The following is an 18848-nucleotide window of genomic DNA, read 5'->3' as shown; positions in this document are numbered from 1 at the left end:
GTCTCGGACGGGAAGCCCTTGCGCCGCTTGCTGGTGCGCTCAAAAGGACGGCGCGTCGAGGTGGAGCTGCCCGCGGTTCTTCTTCTCGCCTATCGTCTCACCCTCCACTCGAGAAGCTGGTGTCCGGCACCCCGGACGGGGAGGAGGCCGGGATCGGCCTCCGAATCTGGTAGGATCGGTCAGTAGACGTGGCGGAGTTCGGCGCGACGCGGCGGCGACTCTCGCGCGTTGACCGGACATCGCTCGTACTTTATTCTACTGTATGTGTCCGGTAAGTGTATCTGCACCCCGATTGGACTGATGAGCAAGAACCAGCACGTCGTGCCGCAGCAGGGAAAGTGGGCTGTTCGTGAGCCAGGCGCGAGGACGAACACGAGTGTGCACGGCACCCAGGATGAAGCGATCAAGGCCGCGCGTGAGATCGCCAGGAAGTATGGCTCGGAATTGGTGATCCACGGCCGCGATGGCAGAATCCGGGAGAAGAGCAGCTACGGGAACGATCCGCATCCCCCCAAAGGCTGATCTGCCCGGAGCGTCTCCCGGATGGGCCGTGTCGACTGCGTAAGCTGGCCCGGATGCAAGTGCTGGTTCTGGCCAAAGGACCACCGAGAGCCGCACTTCCACGTCAAGTCTGCGGGCGAGTGGGAGATCCGCGTGTTCTTCGGTGAAGAGCCGCCGTGGTACGACGTCCTGTGGCAGGTCCATGAAATCCCGGGGAAGAAGCTGAGGCGCTTTCTCGAAGAGGTTGCCGAAAACCGTCAGAAGCTCTTCGAAGAGTGGGACGCCAAAGTCCAGGAACAGGATCCCTGACCGCCGTCATCGCATGCCCGCGCTCCTTCACTTTTCTGAGAAGGTTTTGAACGAAGCCGAACTGCCTGCACGCTTGCGCAGGCTGGTGAAGACGCTTGCCGGCTCGTTACCTCCTGATGAAATGGCGGCTCCTCTGGTGGTTGCGTACGCGTCCGAGTTGATCCTCGGGAACGGGACCGCACTGCCCCGGTGGCATTCACGACCGGATACCCGCTTTCTGATCATCATCGATGTGCCGGAGCCAGCGATCATCCGTCTTCCCGAATTGCTCGGACTCCGCCGGGCTGACGATCGTATCCATGCAACACGCGACCCGGGGGCAATCCGTCGGCTGATCATCTCGCTCTCCCGGCGGGATCCGTTCCTCGGGATCGTGGACGCTTATATCGTCGGGAACACTCTCGACGTGGTGACCGGGGACTTCGTCCTCCGCTCGTTTCCACTGGACCGGGTGCCTGGCCTCGACGCGCTGGGGGACGTGGCGGCGCGTGAGTTCGAGATCGACGAGGACGGCTCGTATCTACACTGGCCCGCCGGCGACCTCCATATGGGGGTCTCCCAACTCCTGCAGGCGGTCGACCCGATGTACCTGGCCGAGATTGAGATCGAGCGGTACTCCAATGACCACACCGGGGCGGCACTGCGGTCGATTCGCGAAGAGAAACGGGTGAGACAGAGCGACATCCGCGGCCTGAGCGAACGGCAGGTGCGGCGCATCGAAGACGGGATCTCACGGCTTCGCGCCGACACTGCGCGGAAGTTCGCCGAGGCGTTCGCGATGCCGCTCGGCGATCTGCTGAACGAAGTCGCACGCCGCGCCGGTCAGTTGCGCAGCGCACAGGAAACGGCGCCGGCGGAGGCGAAGCGGACAAAGAACGCGGCACCAGGAACGTCCGGCGGCCCTGAAGCAGCAGTTCTCGGCGGAAGGAATGCGTGAGATCCTCGGTCTCCGAGATCCTCTTACGCCCTCCCCTCACAGCCGCGGATCGACCGGCTCCGACTCCAGCGCCAGGACGCCGAAGACGCACTCGTGCACGCGGCGCAGGGGCTCGCCGCGGGCGAAGCGCTCCAGGCCCTCGACGCCGAGCGCGAACTCGCGCAGGGCCAGCGAGCGCTTGGCGCCCAGCCCGCGCCTGCGCAGGCGCTCCAGGTTCTCCGGCAGCGTGTACTCCGGGCCGTAGATGATGCGCAGGTACTCGCGGCCGCGGCACTTCACCGCCGGCTGCGCCAGGCCGCGGCGGCCGTGCGCCACGAAGCCGAGCGGCTTCACCACCATCCCCTCCCCGCCCCGCTCCGTCATCTCCTCCCACCAGGCGGTCGCCTCCTCCTCGCCCGCCGGGTCGTCCAGGTCCACCACGCGGTACTCGGTCGGATACAGCAGCCGCCCGGCCGCGCCGCGCACCTTCGCGATCGTCTCCAGGTGCCACAGGTGGTCGCGGTCCACGTGGACGGCTCCCTCGGTGGCCAGCACGTGGAACGGCGCCAGGCGCAGGTCGTCGAGCGAGGCCACCGGCCAGCAGTAGCGGCGGTAGGCGGCCGCGTACCGCTCCACCAGCCGCTCGCGGTCGGTGTAGCGCGCCAGCAGGGGGCCCACGTCGACGCCCGACTCGGCGGCCGCGCGGAGCGCCGCCGTGGCCTCGGAGAGCGCGCCGCGGGCGGCGGCGCCCACGGCGGCGTACTGGCCGCGGATCAGCTCCTGCGCCTTGGCCGACCAGGGCATCAGCTCGCAGTCCAGCACCACCCAGTCCGTCTCCATCGTCTCCCAGAAGCCGGACGCCGCCAGCGCGCCGCGCAGCACCGCCAGCGCCCCGGCCTCCAGCGCCGGGTCGTCGAAGAAGCGGCGGCCGGTGCAGGTGTAGACGATCCCCGCCTCGCCGTCGACCCCGAAGCGCCGCCGGGCCGCCGCCTCGTCGCGGCAGGCCACCACCACGGCGCGCGAGCCCATGTGCTTCTCCTCGCACACCACCTTCGCCACGCCCTCGCGGCGGTAATGGTCGAGCGCCTCGGCCGGGTGCTCCAGCAGCCCCTCGCGCCGGCTGGTCTCCGAGGGCGACATGGTCGGCGGGAGGTAGACGAGCCACCGGGGGTCGGCGGCGAAGCGGCTCATCACCTCCAGCGCGGCCGCCGCGTTCTCTTCGCGGATGGTGACCGTGCGCAGCAGCCGCGTCTCGACGATGCGCTTCCCCGCCACGTCCTCCAGGTCCAGCAGCTCGTCGTGGGCGTGCTGGGCGCTCGCCACCGCCTCCGCGCCGGGCTCGGGGAGGAAGGGCCGCGCCGGCTCCGCGTAGACCTGCCGCGCGGGGACGGACACCAGCTCGCGCTCGGGCCAGCGCAGCGCCGTCAGGCTCCCGCCGAAGACGCAGCCGGTGTCGATGTTGATCGTCCGGTTCAGCCACTCGGCGCGGGGAACCACGGTGTGGCCGTAGACCACCGCCGCCTGGCCCCGGTACTCGGCCGCCCAGTCGTTGCGGACCGGCAGCCCGAGCTCGTCGGTCTCGCCCGTGGTGTCGCCGTAGAGGGCGAACTCGCGCACGCGGCCCGAGGCGCGCCCCTGCAGCTCCTCCTTCATCCCCGCGTGGGCGACGACGAGCCGGCCGCCGTCCAGCACGTAGTGGCTCACCAGCCCGTCCAGGAAGGCGGCCACCCGCTCGCGGAACTCGGGCGTCTCGCGCGCCAGGTCGTCGAGCGAGGTCTGCAGCCCGTGCCGGACCTGCACGTTCCGGCCGCGCAGCGCCTTCACCAGCTTGACGTCGTGGTTGCCGGGGACGGCGAGCGCCGCTCCCGCCTCGACCATCGGCATCGCGATCTTCAGCACGTCGGCCACGCGCGGGCCGCGGTCCACCAGGTCGCCCAGGAAAACGGCCTTGCGGCCTTCCGGGTGGCGCCGCACGCCGTCCTCGCCCGGGACGTAGCCGAGGCGGTCCAGCAGCTCCTCCAGCTCGTCCGCGCACCCGTGCACGTCGCCGATGACGTCGAAGGGGCCGGGGTCGCCGCGGCGGTCGGTCCACAGCGGCTCGCGGACGACGACCGCCTGGTCGACCTCGTCGGGAGATTCGAGGACGAAGACGTGGCGGAAGCCCTCGCGCCGCAGGTCGCGCAGGGAGCGGCGCAGCTGCGCGTGCTGCTGGGGGATGACGTGGCCCGGCACCTGGCGGTCGGCGCGCGAGCGGTTGCGCTCGGAGCAGACGCGCTCGGAGATGTCGAGCACGATGGCGACGGCGTGGACGTGGTGCTCCTTCGCCAGCGCCACCAGCGGCTTGCGGGCGGCGGACTGCACGTTGGTGGCGTCGATCACCGTGAGCCGCCCGCGCTTCAGCCGCCGGCGGGCGACGAAGTGCAGCGCGTCGAAGGCGTCGGTGGTGGCCGACTGGTCGGTCTCGTCGTCGGAGACCAGCGCGCGGAACCAGTCGGACGAGAGCACCTCGGTCGGCAGGAAGTGCCTGCGCGCGAAGGTCGACTTCCCGCAGCCGGACACGCCCACCAGCACCACCAGCGACAGGTCGGGGATGGTGAGGGTGCGCGGCCCGGCGGGGGCGCGGGCGGGCGGCGCGGGCCGGATCGGCTGAACGATGGGGTCGGTCATCTATCGGTCGAGATTCGATTCATCTCGGGCTTCCGGCTGCTCGAGGGCGCCTGAAGGCGCAGCAACAACGGCGAAAAGCCTGCCTTCGCAGGCTCCTTCGGCGCGAGGGAAAGGGTCGGCGCGGATGGCGGCCTCGCGCGGTTGCTCCGGGCGCGGGCCGCGGAGCGTCAAGCCGTGTCCCCGGGGAGCACCGTCCGCAGCCAGTCTCTCGTCTCGCCGTCCACGCTGCCGCCGGCGTCGCGCAGGGCGGCGGCGGCGCGCGCGAGCTGGTCGGGCGCGGGCGCCACGAACGAGCGGTTGAAGCGCGCGCGCCAGCGGCCGAGCCAGGCGCGGGCGTCGGCGGCCACCGCCGGGTCGGCGTCGGCCAGGGCGCGCAGGATCCAGGGGAGCGCCTCCCACTTGGTCCGGCGCGCCAGCAGGGCCAGAGCGCTGCAGCGGACGTGCGCCGGGCGGTCCGCCGCGAAGAGCTCGGCCAGCAGGCCCTCGTCCACCGCCGCAGCGTGCCGCTCCAGCGCCACCCGCGCCGCCCGCGACACGCGCCGGCTCGGGTCCCCCAGCAGCGGCGCCAGCAGCGAGACGAGGTCGGCGCGCTCCAGCCGCGCCAGGGCCTCCACCGCCGCCTCGCGCACGCGGGTGATCCAGTCCCCCCGGAAGCCCGCGACCAGCACCGCGTCCCGCAGCCCGCCCCCCGTCTCGCCCAGGCCCAGGAGGGCGCCCACCCGCGGGCCGCCGACCGACTCCAGCACCGCGCGGTACTCCCCGGCGAAGTCCTTCGGGCTGCCGGGCGACAGGGCCGCCCGCCCGGCCGCGCGCACCGTGGCGTTGCGGTCGAAGGCGGCCTCGCGCAGCCACCGCTCTCCGTCGGCCCCGATCCGCCGCGCCAGCAGCGCCGCCTCCAGGCGGACCGCGGCCGAGCCGTCGCGCATCATCGCCGGGACGAGCTCCGCGAGCGCCGCGTCGTCCAGCCGCGGCGCCTCGCACGCCGCCCGCCGCCGCACCACCGGGTCCGCGCTCCGCAGCCCCAGCTGCACCACCTCGCGCAGCCCCTCCCCCGCCCCGGCGAGCACCTGGAAGCAGGCGCGCCGCACCGGCGCGTCGCCGGAATCCAGCCCGGCGAGGAGGGCGGGGCGCGCGTCCGGCGTCCCGAGCAGCGCCAGCACGGCCTCGACCAGCGGGGCGTGGCCGCCGCGCCCGCTCTCCCGCAGCCGCAGCACCAGCGGCAGCTCGCGGACTAAGAGCGCGGCGTTCTCCGGCACCAGGCGCGCCCGCACGGCCCCTGCCGCGTGGCGGCGCACCGGCTCCACCCAGTCGTTCGCGCGCAGCAGCAGGAAGGGGAGCTCGTCTCCGCCCGTGAGCTCCGCCAGCCGCCGCACGGCGACCTCGCGCGTGAAGCCGGACGGGTGGAAGCTGATCAGCCCCAGCACCCACGGCGCCGCCGCGGTGGGGTACTCCCACCGGACCCAGGCGGGCCGCGTGAGCCAGTCCAGCCGGTCGCGCGGCCAGTGGCGGAGCGCGCGGCGCACCTCCTCGTCCACCCGCGCCAGCTCGCGGCGGGGGAGCGTGGCGAGCGTGGCGCGGATCTCCCACGCCGCCGCCGCCGCGCCCGCTCCTGCGCCCGGCCCGGCCCCCTCCAGCAGGTCGACGAGGCCGAGCGCCCGGTCCCCGGCCGGAGCCGGCGTGAACCAGTCCACGGGCTCCCCCTTCACCACGACGTCCCGAGGCGCCGGCGGTGCCGGCGGCGCCTCGACCACGTCGCGAACCCAGCGCCGCAGCCCCTCCACCCACGCGCCGAAGCTCATCCGTCCGTCCCTCCCCCGTCGCCCCGGGTGAAGACCGCCATCTGCGTGGGCGGGCCCACCTCCGGGTCGTCGGGACCCACGGGGAGGAAGCGCACCGCGTAGCCGAAGCGGCCCGCCACGCCCTCGGCCCACGCCCGGAGCTCGGAGCGCGTCCACTCGAAGCGGTGGTCGCGGTGGCGGAACTTCCCCGCCGGGAGCGAGGGCCAGCGCACGTTGTACTCGGCGTTGGGCGTGGTGAGCACGATCGTGCCCGGCCGCGCCCGCTCCCACAGCACGCGCTCGAACGCCGCCAGCCGCGGCGGGTCCAGGTGCTCGACGACCTCCACCACGGCCGCCGCGTCGAAGCCCTCCAGCCGCCGGTCGCGGTACATGAGCGAGCCGTGCAGCAGCTTCACGCGCTCGCGCGCCCGCTCCGGCAGCCGGTCCAGCCGCAGCCGGTCCGCCGCGATCTCCAGCGCCCGGTGCGACACGTCCACCCCCACCACCTGGGCGAACCGCGGGTCGCCCAGCAGCATGCGCAGCAGGCGGCCCTCGCCGCACCCCAGGTCCAGCACGCGCCGGGCGCCGCTCGCCTGGAGCGCCGCCAGCACCGCCGCCAGCCGCTGCTCGTTGAGGCTCAGCGTGCGCTCGACGACGGCCTCCTCCGCGTCGCGCGCCGCCTCCGGAGCCTCCTCCCCGTCGTCCGGCTCCGCCTGCTCCACCAGCCGGGCGATGGCCTCGCGCACCAGCGAGTGCCGGTGCTTCAGGTAGCGCCGGGCGATCGCCTCGCGCTCCGGGTGCGCGGCCAGCCACCCCTCGCCGTGGCGCAGCAGCTTGGCCACCTCGTCGTCGCCCACGAAGTAGTGCTTCCGCCCGTCGAGCACCGGCACCAGCACGTACACGTGCGCCAGCAGGTCGCACAGCCGCGCCACGCCCGAGAGCGTCACCGTGGAGTAGCGGCTCCCGCCCCACTCCGGCTGGCCCTCGTCCAGCGGGTGCGGCTCGGCGCGGACGGTGTAGCCCAGCGGCTCGAACAGGCGCCGCAGGAAGTCCTCGCCCCCGCGGCAGGGGAGCACGGCGATCTTCGCCTCCAGCGGGATCGGCGCCTGGGCCAGTTCCGGCCGCTCGCGGCTCGTCCCCGCCAGCGCGCTCCTCAGCACGCGCGAGATCGCCACCGACAGGAAGGACGACGCCACGTACGGCCGGTCGTTCACGTACTGGTCGATCGCGCCCTCGCCTGAGCCGCGCCCGCGCACCAGGCCGATGGGATCCACGTCCAGCAGCAGCGCCGCCGTGCACGCCTCGTCCGTCGCCTCCGGGTAGAAGACGTGCGCGTGCCCGAACGCCAGCTCGAAGCTCTGCGCGCGCGCCGGGTTCTTCCCCAGCAGGTAGCCCAGGTCCGTCGCCGGACGGTGCGTGGTGCGGATGGTCAGCAGCATCTTCCTCTCTCGTCGTCGGCACTTCGCACTTCGCACTCAGGACTTCGCACTGCGGTTTCGGGCGTGTCCCTCCGCTGCGCTCCGGGCCGGGCTGCGCGCGCGGTAAGGCAGCAAACGACGCTGCCCAACCGCGCCGGGCCCGCGTCGGCCGAAACTGCCCGGCCGCCACGGTCCCGGCCCTCCGGGCGCGCATCCCTCACGCGGGTCCCTGGCGGACCTGAACAACCGTAGGGGCAAGGCCTGCCTCGCCCGGCAGGTGCAGGCACCTGCGCCGGAGGCGGCCTCTCGCGCCGGGGCCGGCCGTCTTCGGACTCGCAGGCTCGCCCCTACGGAACACCTCGCGCCGATCGGAGACGGCGCGGTCGCGACAACCTGGCATGCATCGCCGGGACGCACAAACGCGGAGGAGCCCGCCCCCGGCCGGTCGGGGAGCGGGCTCCGGGCTCGCGGGACTCTCGTCCGCTACAGCCCGATCCGCCTCCCCTCCGCGCCGATCCGCGACGCCTCGACCGTCGTCGTCCTTCCTCCCGCCACCCGAACGGTCACGCGCCGCACGCCGGCCGGGACGCCCACCCGGTACTCCGCCGCCGAGCCCGCCGCATTGCGGATGCGGAGCCCCGCGGGGAGCACGAGGAGCTCGGCCTCGCCGGCCGCCACCTCGGCGGTGGCGTTCTCACCTGCCACCCGCACCAGCGTGAGCCCGCCCGCCCCCTGCGCGTGCTCCACCTCCACCGTGAAGGTGCTCCCCGCCGGCACGAAGCGCACGCTCGCCGCGGCGGGCGCCGCCGCCGGGGCGGGAGCGGGCGCGGACGGCGGCGCCGGCGCCGGGGCCCCGGCCTGGCGCCCGAACACCTCGCCCCAGCGCTCCGAGACCCACGCCGCCACCCGCGCCCGCGCCGGCGTCGCCAGCACCCCGATCCCCAGGAGCAGCGCCACGACCGCCGCCGCGCGCAGCCACGGCCGCATCGCCGCGGACCGCTCGGGGCGCCGCAGCGGGATCACCCTCGCGTCCGGGGAAGGAACCGCGGGGGCGGAGTCCGGCACGGGGAAATCGGCGCGCGCCAGGACGGCGGCCAGGCGGGCGCCCCGGCGGCGCAGCGCGTCCAGGCGCTCGCGGCAGGCGGCGCAGGCAGCCACGTGCTCCCCGGCGCCGGGCGCGTCCTCCTCGCCGTCCAGCAGGCGCAGCAGCACCCCGTCGTCGGGGTGGGCGCCGGTCAGCGGTGCGGCCGTCATGGCTCCTCCTCGTCCAGTCGCAGCACGGGCGCGAGCCGGGCCAGCGCCCGCGCCACCATCGTCCCCACCGACCCCGTGGTGGTCCCCACCGCCGCGGCGATCTCGCGGTGCGTGAACCCCTCCTCGCGCATCAGCAGCACCACCCGGTCGCGCTCGGGGAGCGCGCCCAGCGCGCGCCGCACCCGGTCCCTCAGCTCCGCCAGCTCCGCCGCGTCGTCGGGGGCCCTCGGCGCATCTCCCACCGGCGCCCGCCCGGGAGCCGCCTCCAGCAGGCGCCGCCGCCTGGTCCCCGTGCGCGCCGACATCCGCGCCGCGTTGGTCCCCACCCGGAAGAGCCACGCCCGCGCGTGCTCGGCCGGGGGCGGCCGCTCCACCAGCCGCGCGAACGCCTCCTGCGCCGCGTCCTCCGCCAGGTCGGGGTCGCCCGTGAGTCGCGACAGGTAGCGGAAGAGCGAGGCGTGGTGCTCCGCGAACAGGCGGCCGGCGTCCATCCGCTAGAACGCCGCGCGCAGCCCCAGCACCGGGAGCAGGGGAAGCCCCCGGCTCCACACGTCGTCCACGCACCCGCCCGCCGGGTCGGGGACGCCCACCCCGCAGCGCGCGTAGTGCACGCTGTGGTTGTAGCGCGCGGGATTGCTGCGGGCGAGCGCGTTGTGCACCTGGAGGAACGCCGCCAGCCGCCAGCCGCCGAAGTCGCGGCTCCACTCCGCGTCCAGGTCCAGCGAGGCGTACGCCGGCGCCCGGAGCGTCCCCGGCTCGCCCGCCCGCGGCAGTTCCGCCCACGTGCAGCGCCCGCTCTCCACGCAGTGCGCGCTCCCGCCGTAGAAGCGGGTGAAGGCGGGCCCCGACGCCGCCGTGAACGCCGCCCCGGCCTTCCAGCCGCCGCCCAGCCGCCCGCGCACCGCCAGGTCCAGCGCGTGGCGCTGGTCGCCCTCGCCCGCGTACTCGAGCCCCGCCGCCCGCGTCGTGGAGACGCCCCACGAGTACGAGGCCGAGCCCGTCCACCGCCCCGCCAGCCGGCGCACCGAGAGCTCCACCCCTTCCGCCCGCAGGCTCCCCTCGGCGTAGAGCGGGCGCCCCACCACCTCGCCCGGGCGCGGGTCGGTCACCGTAAGCCCCGCCGAGCGCCGCTCGTACGCCGCCACCGAGGCCAGCCACGCGCCTCCCAGCCACGCCTCGGCGCCCACCGTGGCCACGTCGGAGACGAGCGCCGGGACCGAGTCGCCCGCCAGCATCCACAGGTGCTGGGTGACGGCCTGCTCGCCGAGCTGCGGGCCCGCCTGCACGTACTGCCAGCTCCGCCCCGCCGCCGCCGAGAAGGTGAGCCCCGCACCTGCGCGCAGCCGCACGGCCGCCCGCGGGGCCCAGCGCAGCGCGCCGCCGCCGCGGACGGGCTCGCCCCCCTCCACCCGCACCCCCGCCTCCACCCCCAGCCGGGCGCCGGGGGCGTCCCAGCGCCCCTCGGCCCACGCGAAGCCGTACGCGAGCGCCTCCTCCAGCCGCACCGTGGCGGGCGGGAGCGACAGGTCCAGCGGGTAGGCGGGCGGGCCGTGGAACGCCACCGACTGCCGCACCGCCCCCGCGCCCGCGCGCCACACCGGCGGCTGGGCCCCCGCCGCCGGCGGCTCCAGGCGCCCCTCCAGCGCCAGGTGGCGCACCCGGCTCCCCGAGCTGAACAGGGTGGGCCACGACAGCAGCGTCCCCCGCAGCCGGGCCGCGTCCTCGCGCTCGCGCACGTCGGCGTCGAAGCGGCTGGTCCCGGCCGCCAGCTCGGCGCGCCAGGGGCCGAGCGGCGCGCGCAGGGTCGCGCGGGCGGCCAGGCTCCCCCAGCGCGGGCGGGTGCCGCCCAGCCAGTCGCCGTCGGGGCCGTCGCTCACCACGTCGCGCTGCCAGAGCGCGCTCGCCTCCAGGGCGCCGCCGCCGCCCAGGCGCAGGTCGTAGCGCCCCGCCACGTCGGCGAAGCGGCTGGTGGCCCAGAAGTCCTTGTCGCGGGTGCGGTCCTCCATCCGCCGGGTGAGCCAGGCCACGTGGCTCTGCCGCGCCGCCAGCATCCACGCGTGCCGCCCGTCGTCCGTCTCCCCGTCGGCCGCCACGCGCAGCGACGCCATCGACAACTCGGCCGAGCCGGCGCGCGCACCCGCGGTTCCCCCGCGGCGCGAGCGCACGTCGAGCGTGGCCGCCGCGCCGCCGCCCGAGGAGACGGGCTGCGCGCCGGGGTGGAGGAAGACGCCGCCCACCGCGTCGGCGTTCACCCCCGAGAAGATCCCCAGCGTGTGCACGGGGTGGTAGAGCGGCACGCCGTCCCAGTAGACGCGCGTGTGGTCCCACGGCGCGCCGCGGGTGAGGAGCTCGGCGCTGTAGTCGTCGCGCGCGCCCACGCCGGGAAGGCGCTGCAGGGCGCGGAAGAGGTCGGTCTCGGCCAGGGTGACCCCCTCCTCCACGTCGGCGCGGGTGACGGCGCGCACATCGGGCGCCAGGTGCTCGCGCTGCCGCATCCGCTCCACCTCCACCCGGCGCGCGCCGGCGCCCTCCGCGCCGCCCCCGCCGCCCGCGTACGGGTTGGCCGCGCGGGCCGGGGCGCCGGCGCGCACGGGCTCCAGCGCCACCGGCTGCACGGTGAGCCCCACCGACAGGCGCGACTCGGCGGGGCCGCGCAGCGCGATCTCCACCGTGGCGGGGCGGTAGCCGATGCGCCGCACCAGCAGCCGGTACTCGCCCTCGGCCACGGCGCCGAAGTAGTAGCGCCCGGCCGCGTCGGTGCGCCCGGTGCGCGCGGCGCGCAGCGGCCCCTCGCCCGCCCGGCCGCCCGCCGGGAGCGCCCCGGCATCGCGCGGCTCCAGCGTGACCGACGCGTCGGCCAGCGGCGCCGCGCTCTCCGCGTCGACGATGGTGCCCGACACCACGCCCGCCTGCCCCGCCGCCGGCAGGGGAAGGAGAGCGATCAGGACGACGAGCGTCGCGAGGACGGGGAAAACGGAGAAAGACGGCTTCACGTCGCTTGCATGGGAGTTCTGTCCGGCGATGCCTCCGTCGCGCACTTCACGATGCGCGGACGGCCGGAGTTCTGACGAATGTCCAGGAGATCTGGCTCTCGCAGAGGACACGGAGAACACAGAGAACTTCATCCGATCCGCTGTTCCTCCGGGTCCTCCGTGAGAGGCCCTTCCGTTCATTCCTGCCGGGTGATGGCGCCCCAGGCGTCGGCGCCGGGGGCGGCGCGGGTGCGGGAGAGGAAGTACGCCTCCAGCTCCCACGGCCGCGCCTCGTACGGAAGCGCGGCGCTCAGGCCGGCCTGCACGGGGAGGTGGAGCCCCAGGTCCACCCACCGGTGCACCCCGCGCGTCCAGCCGGCCCGCGACAGGAGCGCCTCCTCGGCGGGAGCGGCCCAGAGGAGGAAGCCCTGGTCGTACTGGAGCACGTGCACCCGCTCGTGCCGGGCGATGCGGTCCAGCTGCTCCTGGAAGTCGTCGGGCGGCCCGCCGAGGGTGTCGGCGCTCCAGCGCACCTGCACCACCCCGGCCAGCTGCATCCCGTTGAACCCCACCTCGTCGGGCGCCCCCTCGCGCCGGAACACCAGCGCGCCCGACGACAGGCTCTCGCCCGCGTCCAGGCGGGCGCCGGGCTGCAGCGAGGTGTACGCGGCGGCGGCCACCGCAGCCAGGTCCAGCCTGGCGCGCACCGGCGCGCCCCCGCCCAGGTACAGGCGCACCGGGCCCGCGGGGAGCATCACCGTCTCCAGGGGCGCGCGTCCGTCGGCGGCGTTGCGCGAGACCGACGAGCCCACCGCCGCCACCTCGCGCCCCAGCAGCCCCGCGCCCGCGAACCCCTCCACCGCGATCCGCTTCCCCGCGTACGTCAGCGCGCCCCCCGCCGCCCCCGCCGCGAAGGCGTCGCCGAACGAGCCGCCGGCCAGCGCCCGCCGCACCCCCACCGTCACCCCGCCCAGGAGCGCGTTGGAGAGGAGCGTCACCGCCTCGCCGCGCAGCCGCGGCTCGTGCTCGTCGCAGACGCCGCACTGCGCGGGGAGGGCGGCCGGCGCAACGGCCAGCACGAGGAGGGCGAGCGCGGCGGCACGGCGGCGTGGGACGAGCGGCATGCGGAGGTTCCCGGGTCGAGTGTGACAAGGTAGCTTGCTGCGGCCAAACACATGGAGTCCCGGCGCGCGGCGGTCCCTTCCCGGGAGCGCCGCCGCGGCGCCGGCCGCCCGCGTCAGAAACGGCCCGGCTGGGGCATCGTCTTCCGGCCGCCGCTGCGGACGAGCCGCCGCGGCACGGGTTCCGGAGCCCCGCACCGCCACCGAGCCACTCCACACCCACGAGGCACACCGATGCGCACCACCCTCTCCATCGCCGCACTGGCCGGGCTGCTCGCCCTGGCCGCGTGCGACCAGGCCTCCACCGGCGCCGACGGCCTGCTCACCGGCACCTGGCGTTACCAGGCCCTCGGCCTGGTGCAGCACGGCCTCTCCGACGACGTGTCCTGCAACGTGGAGTACGTCTTCGACGTGACGCACACCGACGACAAGCTGCGCGGGATCACCCGCCTGAACGAGGAGCATGTGACCTGCTGGCAGGAGGGGCGCGAGCCCATCACGCTCCCCAACGGGCCCAACCTGCTCGTGGTCGACGGCGAGGTGGAGGACGGCCGCGTCCACTTCTCCATCGCGGGGAACTACCACAGCTTCGGCGAGGTGCATCCGGACCGGATCGAGGGACACGTCGAGAGCTACTGGTCCCGGCACCCCTCCGAGGAGATCCTCGTCGACACCATGGGCACCTTCGTCCTCACGCGGGTGCCGTAGCGCCGGCGCCCCCACCAATGCGCGAGCCCGCCCGATTCTGACGGCGCGCGACGGAAGTCCTCCCCCGTCCCGCCCCGCGTCCCTCTCCCGGCCCGCCGGGGGAGGGACGCATCTTTTCCTCCGATTCGAACACCTGGCCCGCCCCGCGCCTCCTGATCCATGCGGGCCGCGAGCGCCGCGGCCCGCATCACCCTCACGAGGACCGCACGATGAGCAACCCCGACCTCGGCACCATCCAGAAGCGCGCGATCATCATCTTCGCCATCGTCGAAGCGGCCGTCATGGCCGCCGGCGTCGTCTTGAAGCTGCTGCACTCGTGACCGAATCGCACCCGACTCCCAACCCGGAGCGACCCATGTCCGCCGACTCCTCCGCCCTGGTGCGCACCGCGCTCGCCGAGGCCGATCGCCGCGACCGCTCGGCCCGGCTGGCGGTCTACGCCGCCGCGCTCGTCGAGGCCGTCTGCCTGGCGGCCGCGCTGCTGCTGATGGACTTCTCGGAGCGCACCCACCTGCTGATGCTGGTGCTCGCGATCCTCACCTACACCACGCTCGCCCTGGGGCTGCTGGCCCTGGGCGCGCGGGCGAGCGCCGCCAACGCGCGGCTCCTGCACGCCATCCAGCTCCTCGACGAGCGGCTGGCGAGATAGGACCGCCGATGGTGTCCGGGACGGCGGCGGCGGGGCGGCGCGACCCGCGCGAGGTGCCCTGGCTGGTGCTCCGCGCGCAGGCCGGCGACCGCGCCGCGCTGGAGGCCCTGCTGGGCCACGCCGAGGCCGAGCTGCGCCCGTACGCCGCCGTCATGATCCCGGACGAGGACCTCCGGAGCGACGTGCTCCAGGAGGTCCTCGTGCTCGTCTACCGCAAGCTGGGTACGCTGCGCGAGCCCCGCGCCTTCGGAGCGTGGGCGCGCCGCATCGCCGCCCGCGAGATCTTCCGCGCCCTGCGGGACTCCCGCGAGCGCGAGCGCACGCACGAGGAGCTGCCGCCCGACCTCCCCGCCGACTCCGTGGAGCCGCTCGCCTCCGACGGCCTGCTGGAGCGGCTCCCTGCGCTGCTGGAGCACGTCTCCCCCGCCAGCCGCGCCGTGCTGGCGCTGCACTACCTCGACGGCCTCACCCTCGACGAGACCGGCGCCGTGCTCGACCTCCCGCCCGGCACCGTCAAGTCCCGCCTGGCGTACGGCCTCGCCGCCCTGCGCCGCCTCCTGCGCGCGCCCGATCCGTAGGGGCGAGGCCTGCCTCGACCGGCGATGCCGGCCCACGCGCGGCAAGCGGCCTCCTGCGCCGGGGCCGCCTGTGTTCGGACTCGCATGCTCGCCCCTACGCAACACACCGCGTCGAGACCAGGATCGATCGCCGGGTCGGATTCGCAATGAACATCGACCGGAGAATCCGGCGGCCGGAGCCGGCGGATCAATCCTTGTACGGATCGATCTCGCCGGCGCCGGCCATCACCACGACCAGCGGGTGGAGGACGTGCTTCACCTCGATGGTGGGGCCCTGCGCGTCCAGCACCTTCGTCAGGCGCCGGTAGACCTGCGGCGCCTCGTCCAGGCCGCCGCCGCGCAGCACCACTCCCTTCTTCTGCAGCCACTCCTCCACCATGCGCGGGTCGATCTTCCCCCGCTTCTTCACCTCGCCGCGGCGGGTGCGCTTCCCCGCGGCCTCGGTGCGGCTCATCACCCGCCCCGCGCCATGCACCGTGGAGAAGAGCGCCTCGCGCTGCACCTGGGCCACCTCGCTGCCCTCCAGCGCGGCCGCGCCCTCCACGATCACCGCGTCGTCGCCCATCGAGCCGCCGACGAAGCCCTTCTGCCCGGGGAAGGCCGGCGTGGCGCCCTTGCGGACCACCACGTACTCCACCGGCTCGCCCTCGGGCGAGAGGTGCGTCTCCTTCCAGGCGAAGTTGTGGTGGTTGTGCACCAGCTCCAGCTCCGAACCGCCCATCAGCTCCACCACCTTGCGCGCCACCCACTCGCGCCCGGCGTAGGCGTAGCGCCCGGCCAGCTCCATCAGGTGCCAGTAGTCGTGCCCGATCGGCTGCTCCAGCTCGAGCAGCACCTCCTTCTCGCGGGCGCGCTGCCCCCAGCCGCCGCCCTGCGACAGCGACAGGAAGTCCGACGCCACGGTGTGCCCGAAGCCGCGGCTGCCGAAGTGCACCCCCACCCACACGGCGCCCGCCTCGTCGGCGAAGACGTCCACGTAGTGGTTGCCGCTCCCCACGGTGCCGAGCTGGCGGCGCGCCTTGTCGCGCAGCGTGTCGCGGTCGCCGCCGGTGTTGGGGATGGCGTACCACGCCGGGTCCTGGAAGAGCGGATCGTCCACCGGCGCGTCGTCGGCCAGGTTCCTCCGCCCCAGCCCGAACGACACCGTGGACGCGATCTCGTCGGCCAGCCGGATCAGCCGCCGGTCCTGCGTGAGCCGGTGCGGGTTGCGCCGCACCTCGTCCAGCGTGAGCCCCTTCGTCACGTCCTCGACCGACAGGTCCGTGCGGATCGCCGCGTTCCCGCAGGCGATGTCGAAGCCCACGCCCACCACCGACACCCGGCCCCGGTACGCCGCCACCCCGCCGATCGGCATCGTGAAGCCGACGTGCCCGTCCGCCATCAGCGCGGCGCGCTCGGCGCGGCTCGCCACGTCGTGGAGCTGCCGTAGCGTGTTCTCATCGTGCTGCCCGAAGATTCGCATCTCTCGTTATCCGTTGCGATACGGTACGACTGCCTCGATGTCGACCTCCACCTCTGGAGGATTCCATCGTAGCTTCCCGTTAGGGACGAACTGCCGTACGAATGCAAGCATTTCCCCTTCACGAAAATGCCTGATCACCTGCTCTGTAGTGCGAAAACCTACATCCCAAGCTACGTCTCCTACTCGGACGAACTCCCTGAGACTACGGATTGGGACCGCTCGTGCGATCTCATTCTTAATAGAGATATGGTCCTGCACCCACGTGCCGTGTACTGCGTTCGAATCTAGTCTGAAAAACACCTCATACTCATGTAGATGACTCAGCTTTATTGCGAGATCTCGCGTCTCATTGGGACCACCAAACAATTGGAACCACTTTAAACCAACGAGTTTCTTGCGCTTGTCGATCTCTATGCTAATCGCCTTGAATTCCGATACTTCTTCAATGCGCTGAAGTATGTCGTCCCGACTCTTCCGTATCGCCGCCAGATCTTCGGGTGTCATTGAGAAGATGTTCTTCGCATCGAGATACTTCGCGCTCTCGATGACCTTTTCAAATTCCTTATTTGACGCGGTGCCTGGAATAAACCGCTCCAGTTCCGCTACTCTGTTCCGAAGGTCCAACACGTAGTACTGACACGCGCGCCGGCTTACGTCGGCTTTCAGCATCCACTCCAAATTCCAGCTTGCCTCTATCAAGGCACGCGTTTGGATCCGCGCACTGTAGACCTGACCGGCTCGGAGCAGCAGTTCAGTCGCATCTAAAAGTGCGATTATTCGATGGAATAGCACTCCGACGGCTACAACCCGATCCGTCTCTCCCACTCCCATCCCATGAATTCTCACTTCCAAGTTTGTGGCATAATCGATTAGCTCTTTGAGTACATCCAGGCTCTGGCCGAAGTATCTCTGAACCTCCCGCGCCACTCCGAGACGGTCCAGCACTAGCGGATGTGCTCCCAGTGGAGCATCCGGGGGCGTCAGCGGATTCAGCGGGTTGGTCATTCTGCCTCCTGACTGAGTCGTGGTCCGCGTACGAAGTTGCAACCTTAATCCGCATTCCCAGCCGTCCACGGCGTCGTGGGCGTCCACATGCAATCTTTTTGCGACGGTATATTGACCTACGGGTTCCATTCGGATAAACTTAGGTTCCCGGGTCAGCCCACAGCGACCCGTCGCCAGAACCGGGCGGCGCGGCCGGCGGGATCCCGGGACGAGAGCACCCGGTGCACAGAGGCCTCCGCGCGGCCGCCCGCCTTCCCCGCGGCCGGCGCGACGCACCGGATGGGCCGTCCCCCGGCCGAGCCCCTCGTCCCGTTCCGCCGCCGCCCCGCCCGGGGCGCCTCACCCTTCGCCCGTTGCGGGCGACCCGGGGAATCACCCGGGGGGGAGGCGCCCCCCGCCTTCCTCCCGGCTATCGAAACCACGAGCTTCGAAAGCAAGGAGGAAACGATGGCACGCGTAATCCTCGACATCTTCTCCGGCCGTCCGAACCCCGTGTGGGAGCTGGACGACGACGAGGCGCAGAGCCTGCTCCGCGAGCTCGGCTCCGCCCGCGACCTGGTGGGCGGCCCCGAGTCCGGCAGCGGCAAGCTGGGCTTCCGCGGCCTGCTGCTGGAAGGGCTCAGCGGCGACGCCGTGCGCGGCCTGGGCGTCGCTCCGGGCCTGGTGCGCGTCTCGGGCGACGACCGGCGCGGCGCCGAGCTGGCCATCCGCCTGCTGGGCCGCCTGGGCACCCCGCACGGCGTGGCCGGGCCGGAGGAGGAGCTCCCGGAGGGGCTGGCGCCCCTGGAGGCGCTGGACCTGCCCGGGCTCATCCGCGAGAGCCTCGAAGCCGACGCGGACTCGGGCACGGCCACCCGCTCCACCAACGCCTCGACCGAGACGGCCACCGTCTCGGGCGACACCGCCACGACCGACGCCACGGGCGGGATCCAGGCGCTCAACCCGGCGCCGGTGCTCGGCACCGACGCCTCGTCGTACAGCACCCTCACCCAGGGGTCGTGCCAGATCGAGGTGGCGACGTTCAACCCCAACTTCTGGAACGCCTCGGGTGTCATCACCAACAACAACTGCTACAACTACGCGAGCAACCGGCGCACCGACACCTTCGCGCAGCCGGGGCGCGCGGCGGGGCAGCAGGCCACGCGCATGCGCTGCGCCGACGTGACCAACGGCGCCCTGGCCGACGGGGCCCAGCAGTCGCCCAACTGCGTGGCGGCGGGGCAGGAGCCGCGCTGGTACACGGCCATGGTGATCTGGCCCGGCGTGGACTACCACTGGTACCGCAAGTCGGCCGAGGGCTTCTGGGGGCACAAGCCCGGCCAGACGGCCGCGAAGAACACCGACAACAGCGGCGTGGTGATCACCAACCCGGAGACGGCGAACCGTGGCGGCTACCGCGACTTCTGCGGCTACTTCTTCATGCGCTCGGGCATGGGGATCCGGTAACCTCCCGCCCGCGCGGCGGCGCGCGCCTGCGCGGGCGCGCGCCGCCCCGCGGCTGCTGCTCGCC

At 73.5% G+C, this 18848-nt stretch carries 16 protein-coding genes; 7 read left to right on the top strand and 9 right to left on the bottom strand.

The window, feature by feature from the left end; all coding sequences use genetic code 11:
• Positions 1-300: 300 nt before the first annotated feature.
• Genes VF746_27040 through VF746_27030 form a run of 3 tightly spaced genes read left to right on the top strand, consistent with a single transcriptional unit; the run spans position 301 to position 1747 of the window.
• Positions 301-522, top strand: a complete 222-nt coding sequence (locus tag VF746_27040) for a DUF2188 domain-containing protein (GenBank protein ID HEX8696102.1) — start codon at positions 301-303, stop codon at positions 520-522.
• 21 nt (positions 523-543) lie between these two features.
• Positions 544-810, top strand: coding sequence for a DUF4160 domain-containing protein (locus VF746_27035; protein HEX8696101.1), 267 nt, complete (start codon positions 544-546; stop codon positions 808-810).
• 13 nt (positions 811-823) lie between these two features.
• Positions 824-1747, top strand: coding sequence for a helix-turn-helix transcriptional regulator (locus VF746_27030; GenBank protein ID HEX8696100.1), 924 nt, complete (start codon positions 824-826; stop codon positions 1745-1747).
• Positions 1748-1783: 36 nt separating this feature from the next.
• Here the strand turns inward: VF746_27030 and VF746_27025 are convergent, their stop codons facing one another.
• The 7 genes from VF746_27025 to VF746_26995 all read right to left on the bottom strand — a co-directional run bounded on the left by VF746_27025 (position 1784) and on the right by VF746_26995 (position 12939).
• Positions 1784-4393 carry a polynucleotide kinase-phosphatase gene (locus VF746_27025; protein ID HEX8696099.1) on the bottom strand — a complete coding sequence of 870 codons (2610 nt, stop codon included), beginning with the start codon at positions 4391-4393 and terminating at the stop codon, positions 1784-1786.
• Positions 4394-4560: 167 nt separating this feature from the next.
• Positions 4561-6192, bottom strand: a complete 1632-nt coding sequence (locus VF746_27020) for a hypothetical protein (GenBank protein ID HEX8696098.1) — start codon at positions 6190-6192, stop codon at positions 4561-4563.
• Positions 6189-7610, bottom strand: coding sequence for a 3' terminal RNA ribose 2'-O-methyltransferase Hen1 (locus VF746_27015; GenBank protein ID HEX8696097.1), 1422 nt, complete (start codon positions 7608-7610; stop codon positions 6189-6191). The genes VF746_27020 and VF746_27015 overlap by 4 nt, the downstream gene beginning before the upstream one ends.
• Before the next feature lie 462 nt (positions 7611-8072).
• Positions 8073-8843, bottom strand: coding sequence for a hypothetical protein (locus tag VF746_27010; protein HEX8696096.1), 771 nt, complete (start codon positions 8841-8843; stop codon positions 8073-8075).
• Entirely contained in the window at positions 8840-9334 is a 495-nt protein-coding gene (locus tag VF746_27005) for a sigma-70 family RNA polymerase sigma factor (protein ID HEX8696095.1), read from the bottom strand. Before VF746_27005 ends, VF746_27010 begins: the two co-directional genes overlap by 4 nt.
• A gap of 3 nt (positions 9335-9337) precedes the next feature.
• Complete coding sequence (locus tag VF746_27000) at positions 9338-11836, bottom strand: TonB-dependent receptor (GenBank protein HEX8696094.1); 2499 nt, start codon at positions 11834-11836, stop codon at positions 9338-9340.
• 176 nt (positions 11837-12012) lie between these two features.
• On the bottom strand, positions 12013-12939 hold the full coding sequence (locus VF746_26995) for a hypothetical protein (GenBank protein ID HEX8696093.1): 927 nt from the start codon (positions 12937-12939) through the stop codon (positions 12013-12015).
• 231 nt (positions 12940-13170) lie between these two features.
• Here VF746_26995 and VF746_26990 point away from each other — a divergent pair, with 231 nt between their 5' ends.
• From VF746_26990 to VF746_26980, 3 genes are all read left to right on the top strand, one after another.
• Positions 13171-13644, top strand: coding sequence for a hypothetical protein (locus VF746_26990; GenBank protein HEX8696092.1), 474 nt, complete (start codon positions 13171-13173; stop codon positions 13642-13644).
• A 355-nt stretch (positions 13645-13999) separates the two neighbouring features.
• Positions 14000-14293, top strand: a complete 294-nt coding sequence (locus VF746_26985; protein ID HEX8696091.1) for a hypothetical protein — start codon at positions 14000-14002, stop codon at positions 14291-14293.
• Positions 14294-14301: 8 nt separating this feature from the next.
• A complete protein-coding gene (locus tag VF746_26980; GenBank protein HEX8696090.1) occupies positions 14302-14871 on the top strand; it encodes an RNA polymerase sigma factor in 570 nt (189 codons plus the stop codon).
• A 187-nt stretch (positions 14872-15058) separates the two neighbouring features.
• Here the strand turns inward: VF746_26980 and VF746_26975 are convergent, their stop codons facing one another.
• On the bottom strand, positions 15059-16333 hold the full coding sequence (locus VF746_26975) for an RtcB family protein (GenBank protein ID HEX8696089.1): 1275 nt from the start codon (positions 16331-16333) through the stop codon (positions 15059-15061).
• Positions 16334-16339: 6 nt separating this feature from the next.
• Positions 16340-17338, bottom strand: coding sequence for a DUF5677 domain-containing protein (locus VF746_26970; GenBank protein HEX8696088.1), 999 nt, complete (start codon positions 17336-17338; stop codon positions 16340-16342).
• A gap of 447 nt (positions 17339-17785) precedes the next feature.
• Between VF746_26970 and VF746_26965 the strand changes: the two genes are divergently transcribed.
• Positions 17786-18784, top strand: coding sequence for a hypothetical protein (locus VF746_26965; protein HEX8696087.1), 999 nt, complete (start codon positions 17786-17788; stop codon positions 18782-18784).
• Positions 18785-18848 lie beyond the last annotated feature (64 nt).

Source organism: Longimicrobium sp., from assembly GCA_036389795.1.
Classification (GTDB): Bacteria; Gemmatimonadota; Gemmatimonadetes; order Longimicrobiales; family Longimicrobiaceae; genus Longimicrobium.
The sequence above is the reverse complement of the archived record's forward strand: the minus strand, read 5'-3'. Positions and strand labels throughout refer to the sequence as shown.

Bases quoted from the DNA above. Each gene is read 5' to 3' on its own strand.
- VF746_27030 (HEX8696100.1), top strand. From the start codon at position 824: ATGCCCGCGCTCCTTCACTTTTCTGAGAAGGTTTTGAACGAAGCCGAA.
- VF746_27005 (HEX8696095.1), bottom strand. From the start codon at position 9,334: ATGGACGCCGGCCGCCTGTTCGCGGAGCACCACGCCTCGCTCTTCCGC.
- VF746_26990 (HEX8696092.1), top strand. From the start codon at position 13,171: ATGCGCACCACCCTCTCCATCGCCGCACTGGCCGGGCTGCTCGCCCTG.
- VF746_27025 (HEX8696099.1), bottom strand. From the start codon at position 4,393: ATGACCGACCCCATCGTTCAGCCGATCCGGCCCGCGCCGCCCGCCCGC.
- VF746_27015 (HEX8696097.1), bottom strand. From the start codon at position 7,610: ATGCTGCTGACCATCCGCACCACGCACCGTCCGGCGACGGACCTGGGC.
- VF746_27020 (HEX8696098.1), bottom strand. From the start codon at position 6,192: ATGAGCTTCGGCGCGTGGGTGGAGGGGCTGCGGCGCTGGGTTCGCGAC.
- VF746_26975 (HEX8696089.1), bottom strand. From the start codon at position 16,333: ATGCGAATCTTCGGGCAGCACGATGAGAACACGCTACGGCAGCTCCAC.
- VF746_27035 (HEX8696101.1), top strand. From the start codon at position 544: ATGGGCCGTGTCGACTGCGTAAGCTGGCCCGGATGCAAGTGCTGGTTC.
- VF746_26985 (HEX8696091.1), top strand. From the start codon at position 14,000: ATGTCCGCCGACTCCTCCGCCCTGGTGCGCACCGCGCTCGCCGAGGCC.
- VF746_27010 (HEX8696096.1), bottom strand. From the start codon at position 8,843: ATGACGGCCGCACCGCTGACCGGCGCCCACCCCGACGACGGGGTGCTG.
- VF746_26980 (HEX8696090.1), top strand. From the start codon at position 14,302: ATGGTGTCCGGGACGGCGGCGGCGGGGCGGCGCGACCCGCGCGAGGTG.
- VF746_26970 (HEX8696088.1), bottom strand. From the start codon at position 17,338: ATGACCAACCCGCTGAATCCGCTGACGCCCCCGGATGCTCCACTGGGA.
- VF746_26995 (HEX8696093.1), bottom strand. From the start codon at position 12,939: ATGCCGCTCGTCCCACGCCGCCGTGCCGCCGCGCTCGCCCTCCTCGTG.
- VF746_26965 (HEX8696087.1), top strand. From the start codon at position 17,786: ATGGCACGCGTAATCCTCGACATCTTCTCCGGCCGTCCGAACCCCGTG.
- VF746_27040 (HEX8696102.1), top strand. From the start codon at position 301: ATGAGCAAGAACCAGCACGTCGTGCCGCAGCAGGGAAAGTGGGCTGTT.